At 41.0% G+C, this 6,619-nt stretch carries 4 protein-coding genes and 2 pseudogenes; 3 read left to right on the top strand and 3 right to left on the bottom strand.

From position 1 onward, the window contains the following. Window positions 1–62: 62 nt before the first annotated feature. A pseudogene (locus ATN92_RS18980) lies at window positions 63–877 on the top strand (IS5 family transposase). On the opposite strand, the pseudogene ATN92_RS18575 reads toward ATN92_RS18980, so the two are convergent. Together ATN92_RS18575 and ATN92_RS18570 are read right to left on the bottom strand one after the other, a co-directional pair. Continuing rightward, window positions 794–1,324 (bottom strand): annotated as a pseudogene (locus ATN92_RS18575) (ArdC-like ssDNA-binding domain-containing protein); the annotation flags it as partial. The pseudogenes ATN92_RS18980 and ATN92_RS18575 sit on opposite strands and share 84 nt — an antisense overlap. 3 nt (window positions 1,325–1,327) lie before the next feature. Next, window positions 1,328–1,516 carry a hypothetical protein gene (locus ATN92_RS18570; protein WP_206605314.1) on the bottom strand — a complete coding sequence of 63 codons (189 nt, stop codon included), beginning with the start codon at window positions 1,514–1,516 and terminating at the stop codon, window positions 1,328–1,330. A 79-nt stretch (window positions 1,517–1,595) separates the two neighbouring features. On the opposite strand from ATN92_RS18570, the gene ATN92_RS18565 reads away from it, so the two are divergent. Beyond that, complete coding sequence (locus ATN92_RS18565) at window positions 1,596–2,387, top strand: DUF2238 domain-containing protein (RefSeq protein WP_056950643.1); 792 nt, start codon at window positions 1,596–1,598, stop codon at window positions 2,385–2,387. Between the two features lie 33 nt (window positions 2,388–2,420). Then, a complete protein-coding gene (locus ATN92_RS18560; RefSeq protein WP_411762971.1) occupies window positions 2,421–3,953 on the top strand; it encodes a DNA topoisomerase in 1,533 nt (510 codons plus the stop codon). A 495-nt stretch (window positions 3,954–4,448) separates the two neighbouring features. On the opposite strand, the gene mobQ is transcribed toward ATN92_RS18560, so the two are convergent. After that, complete coding sequence (mobQ, locus tag ATN92_RS18555; protein ID WP_056950640.1) at window positions 4,449–6,509, bottom strand: MobQ family relaxase; 2,061 nt, start codon at window positions 6,507–6,509, stop codon at window positions 4,449–4,451. Window positions 6,510–6,619: the final 110 nt, after the last annotated feature.

Raw genomic sequence — 6,619 nt, 5'->3', positions numbered from 1 at the left:
AGAACCTGTCTAGTATCTGCTGAATCTGGTAGAATTGTGGAAAACCGACTGAGGAGTTTGTCATGCCAGATTATCCAAGCAATATTTCTCGAGCGCAATTTGCGTTAATACAACCTGATTTAGAAAACTTCCGCAAGCATACAAGACCGCGTCGTTATGATCTTTATGACGTATTCAATGCCATCCTTTACTCGCTTACTACAGGGTGTCAATGGCGTGAATTACCGCACGATTTCCCGGAATGGCACACTGTCTACCACTATTACGATATGTGGCGAGATAAACCAGACCCGACAGCCGATTCACTATTAGAAAGTCTTTTAAAAAAACTGTTGCTTACTATCGCTTTGCACAGGGCCGATCGGCCCGAACGTCGTTTGTGATTGTTGATGCTCAAAGTGTTAAAACCACTGATTTAACGAAAAATAGTGGCTACGATGGCGGCAAAAAGATTTCAGGGATTAAGCGTCATATGGCGGTTGATATTAATGGTTTACCACAAGCCGTTCTCGTGACACGAGCTAATGTATCAGATCGTTCAGGTGCATTGGCTATGTTTATTAGTTTGGCTAGCCAAAATTTATAGCTGGTTCAGCATGTCATGGTTGATGGTGGCTACACTGGCAATGACTTTGCGGATCAGGTGAAGCTCATTTTGAATGCTAAGACGACGGTAGTTAAACGCAACGAGTTGCATATGTTCACGGTGTTACCGCAACGATGGATCGTTGAACGTTCATGGAGTTGGCTAGACAAATGTCGGCGACTTTGGAAAAACTGTGAACGTGCCCTTAACAGCAGTATTTTGCATGGCAACATATGCAACCGCTTCGGCTTGGGTTTCCTGATAAGCTCGTGGCCGATCTTTAAAGGCTGATTTTAATGCGTGTAGCTGGCTATGCGCATATTCGTGATATAACGTCTTTAGTTTCAAAGCATTGTCGGGCTCACCGCTAGCTTGTGACACGTCAAAGACGGGTAGATAACGGTATCCGACAATGGCGCGTTCATCGGTGGTATCAAGACGCTTTTGCTCGGCTGGTGTTAACTTCTTAATAATCGGGGCCGCAATCCGAATCGCTTTTGCGCCTCGTTTGACGGTGCGGTTAAGAGCCGTCTGCCATTGCTTAAAGCCCGCGACTTGAGTGGCTTGCGGATTTTGCACATAAATCAAATCAATGTTTCTGGCGCTATAATGATGAAATTTAGCCAGGGTATTAAGATACTGTTTAAATCGGTCACTATCGGTTAATTTTAGGATTTGTTGTTCGGCTTGGGCGACTAATTGTGCTTTCCAGGCTTTAACGTCTGCTTTACTCGGCATTGTCTACCCCTCCTCATTTTCAAAAATATCATTCAATATAGGGGCTACGTTGATTTGAATCGGGGTCGTGCCATAAAGGGCGATGTAGCCATCAGCTAATTTTTGCCAAGCCACTTGATAATAGGCTCCGTTACCAGTGATTTCTTTTAAATACTTGTAGGTTCCTTTTGGTGTGATTTTTTTATTTTGCACCCGACTTGAACTAGCATCACTAATATCATAAGCTTAAATTAGGAAATTATACGGATTCAACGATGATTGGGGGCGTTTTATGAAATTCTTTACGGCACACACCACTACCGCAAGTAAAATCGTGACGCTGATTTATATATTTTATCGGTTAATTGTCATTTTTATGTTAGGCAATAGCATTTATATGCAAGAATGGTCACACGTCGCTTTGTTAGTGCTGACATTAATTTTGTTTATGCTACCATATTTAATTGAAACTTATCTGCATATTAATATACCTAGTTTGCTAGAATTGATCGTAATCAGTTTTATTTTTAGCTCAACAGTGTTAGGTGAACTAAATGACTTTTATAGTCATATTCCAGTCTGGGACACAGCGTTACACGCACTAAATGGGTTTTTGGCTGCTGGAGTCGGTTTTTCGCTGATTTATTTGTTGAATGAAAATATAACGATTCTGAAATTAACACCGCTATTTATTGCGGTGACCACGTTTTGTTTTTCAATGACGGTCGGGGTTGCTTGGGAATTTGTCGAATTTTCAGCGGATCGTTGGTTGAATATGGATATGCAAAAGGATCGCATTGTGCGCCAAATCAATAGCGTGGATCTAGGCCAACGTAACAATAAAGTGGTCCAGCTGAAAGATATTCAACGAACGACGATTGAAAGTGAAACCGCTGATGGCAAAAAAGTGACTACTGTGATCCATAACGGCTATCTCGATGTTGGCGTGATCGATACTATGAAAGATCTATTCGTTAATTTTATTGGTGCGTTATTTTTCAGTATTTTTGGCTATTTATATATCGATCATGAACATAAACGATTTCAGTTTATTCGTAATTTTATTCCGACCAAACGGAAATGAATTTTCCAGTAAATAATAAGATAGAGGGTACGCGTGCAGACGCCCACTTTGTATATGGTTTATCAAAGGGACCAGGCAATCAAAAACTTTAAGCCAGAACCTTATTTTGAACTAAATGCGGAAATTTTAGCTAATCAGCAAAAATTCTTCGCAAAATTAGACCCCTATCAGCGATTTAAAGACGAAACAGGGCTAATGACATTCATGCAGGCTAAACACGTTCAGAAAGGCTCACAGGGCGGTTTAATCAAGGACGTCCAAAAGCAAGGCAAAAAACGAGCTAGTCCCCAACTATTCTCGCTATCTAGTCTCCAAAGTGCCATGAATAAACGTTATCACGCCAGCGCCAGCCAAACCTTAGCGGCTATTCAAAGCTTATACGAAGACAAACTGCTCAGTTATCCCCGCACCGATTGTGATTATATCACTGATGAAGAATTTGATTATTTAGTGGCTAATCTGACGAAGTATCTGGGCTTGGTCTCTAAGCCGGTCGCTTTAACCAATACCACTCCGAACAAACGCTATGTTGATGGGAAAAAAGTTGAAGAACACTATGCCATTATTATGACTAAAGTCGTGCCAACGAAAGAGAAGCTAGCCAGCTTGCCTAAATTACAGCAACAAGTCTATGACCTGGTTTTAAGGACGACGTTAGCGATGTTTGCTGATCCGTACGAGTACGAAGAAACCACCATTATTACCCAAGTTGGTGACGCCAATTTTAAAGCAACCGGTAAGGTCCCAACTAAGCAAGGTTGGCAAGCTTTATTTGATGATCACAAAGCTGACCAGCAAGAGGCAGCCACCCTACCGATTGTTCACCAAGGCGACCAAGTTCAAGCGAATCTGCAAACGCCGAAAAAAGAAACGACACCTCCGGTACCCTTTACCGAAGGGACATTAATTACGGCCATGAAGACCGCTGGCAAAACGCTTGATGATGAAGAAGCCCAGGCGATTCTCAAAGATGTGCAAGGCATTGGGACAAGTGCGACCCGGGCCAATGTGCTGGAAGTGTTAAAGAAACGCGGCTACTTAGTTACTGAAAAGAATAAGTTGCACGTCAGTGAAGCCGGAATCACTTTATGTAAAGCAGTCGAACTCGAACCCTTGCTAACTAGTCCAGAAATGACAGCTAAATGGGAGCAAGCGTTACAGCAAATCAGTACCGAAGAACGCACTCAGGATAATTTTTTGAGCCAAATCAAAAAGTTCGTGGCAAAGTTAATCGCTGATGTTCCCACGCAATTAACTGGCAGTGCAGCCATTAAACAACAAATTGATCATCAACAGCAAGCACAAAAGTCCGCCGAGGTGTTTTTAGAAACACCACAAGCAACTGTCATAAACAAACAAAAATTTTACATTGTGAAGCCTAAGCAAGGCGAGGACTTTACCCTACCCAAGAAATGGAGTAGCAAGACACTTGGTAAGACCGCGATTAAAGCGCTGGTCACCAAAGGGGAAACCAGCAAATTAAAGGGTTTCAAGAGCAAAAAGGGAAAGTCGTTTAACGCCAAGTTAAAGCTTGACGGCCATAAATTAAGTTTTGATTTTGATTAGAACCTGCCTACCGCCCTGCACTACGTTCCGGTTGGTGAACCCGTCATTTAGGTTCACTTTTACAACCCTAAAAGTAAACCTAAACAACGGGTGAGATTAGCAAAGCAAAGGAGATCATAAAATGGATAATAAATTAGCAGTTATTGGGAGTGAATTACCAGTTTTACAGGCTAAAGTAAATAGTGTGCCCAGAAAATCTTTTTCTATGAAATAACTTAGTCTGAATCGTCGTCACTACGACGTAATCATAATTCGACCGAGCTACCTTTTCACTGACAAGCTTATCAAACTACACTTTTGACTGAGCCATTGGAATTCAACAATTAGCGCAGCAACAATTCGGTGCCCTAAATATAGTTTTCTGAATGTTTTAACCATCAAAACTCATGTAGGCATTATTATCACACCTGATAATCCGCATCTAGGTTGCGTACTTTTAATGGCAAATATAGCACCCATTGAACACATATGTGTACATTTATCTTTACATTTTGATTACAAGTGCATGCCCCCATCTTCATGTCGGTTTCGAGTTTGGTGTTGCCGTTGCTTTTTCGTCATTGCCCACTCGGTCTCTTTTAAGCCACGTAGTTGCTGCTTTCTTAGATAGTCCGTGTTCTTCGCATATAAAATGGTTATTAAAGCTTCGTCCAAAATATTAGTCAGGTAGTTTTTCGGGCTAGTTGGGTAATAATTAATGGCCTGATAGTCCTTAATTTGGTCTTGCTTATATTGATCAAAGCGCATTGTCTGTTGTTTCAAACGGGTTTGCACCATTTCAATTTGTTGGTGATCCAACTTAGGATCTTGGCCACATTCGCCAATAAACAGTTGCCGGGTGCCATCATGTTTTAAGACCCGTTGCAGTCGATGATCCTGAATATCTTTTAATTCCATTTTACCTAACAGGTAATTTAAACCGGCTTGGTGTTGCTGACTAGTAAAGACTACCGGTGGCTGCTGTTGCAATTGACTAAGATCATTGGCGCTTAACGGCTTTAATTCTGGGTCATAGTAAACCACAGCGGTATAGATTTGCTCCTTGTCAATCGTCTCTAGCTTATCGAGGTCACTGTCCGGAAAAGCAGTCGTTAGAATGCTGTTGTATTGAGTTTGCACTACGGCTTTAACTTCCCGCATGACCCGTAAATTTTTCACCGCTTTAGAAATGAATTCGAGTTCGTTAGGTTGATAAGCGGCTAGCATGCCCCGATCAGTAGGCTTCAAATCGTCTAACTGGTGACCATGTTTGGCTAGCACCGTGGTTAATTGCTTCTCAATTGTTTGGGCCTGCTGATTAACTAACTGCCAGCTGGTATATGGCCGCTTGGTAAACGTCAATAATTGCTGGGTTAATAAGTCACTTCGAATATCCGCTAACCGTTCTGCCAATTCGCTACCCTTAAAAATCGTTTGTTCACTATTAGTTTCTTTAATCAGTTCCCGTCGTTCAGCTGCGGTTGTCTGTTCAAAATTAAGTTCCGGATAAAGCTTTTTCGTTGCTCGTTCCACCACTTTATTTAACAACTGGTTAGCTTGTGCTAGTGATGTCGTTTGCTGGTCAATAGTCAGCAGTTGTTTGGTTACATCTTCACCAATGGCATGTTTGATTAATAAGCTGTTTTTCCAATTAAACAGCATGCGCTGTTTATCATCTAAATGTTCTAAATCGACATAGGTTTTCAATTGCTGACTTAGATGACTAATTGTGTGTTTTTCAGAGAACGATAGCTCGTCAGTTAACGCGTCAAAATGTTCATGATTTCTTATCTTTTCGTCAAGATTATGATATTTAGCTTGGGCGCTTCTTTGTGCGCTAACTTGTTGATTAAATGCTTTTCGATTTTTTCTTTGGCTGTTAATGCCTTCGTGTTGGGTAGGTGTCTCTTGAATCCCTTGATCGACAAACGATTTTTCACTAATCCGATCCGGAATATTTTTTTGTGCTAAAGACTGATTAACACTTGTTGCCCAATTATGCCGCCACTCATTAATTTTTTCCTTTTTATCCCAATCAACCAACCAAATTTTTCTTTGTTTTGGAAACCCGCTTTTGGTTAAAAGTTGCTTGCCATTTTCATCTTTAATGTACTGCGTCTTTGCTTTTAATCCCCAACTACCATCGGGGTTAAATGGGCGATTGGTTAACATCACATGTGCATGCGGATTGTCTGGGTGATCGCGATGAATTGCTACGTCAGCTACCATACCTTGATCGACAAAATTTTCTTGCACATATTTTGTCAGTAATTCTTTCTGTTCGGATTCACTTAATTCTACCGGTAAAGCCACGTTAAATTCTTTTGCATACCGTGAGTTTGATTTACGATCGTTCTTTTCAACTTCATTCCATAATTGTTCTCGATTACTGGCCCATTCTGGTGCATTTTCGGGAGTTAAAATAAAGCTTTCTGGCATAACCGATCGGGCATAAAAATAGTGGCGGCCTTCTTGATTATCAAATAATTTTTCACCACTTCTATAAGCGGCACTGGCAATAGCACTGCGTCCTTTACCAGCACTAATATTACTAAAACTCATATGAAATATTGCCATGTTAGTCACCTCTTTACTTTGATTCTATGGGCTTGACTTTGTTGTCGCCATTGGCGACTTCTAATACAGTATTTTGGGGTTAGTACAACATAGAATTCATTCTATGTGTA

The organism is Companilactobacillus bobalius (assembly GCF_009764355.1).
This window is presented reverse-complemented; position numbering and strand designations above follow the sequence as displayed.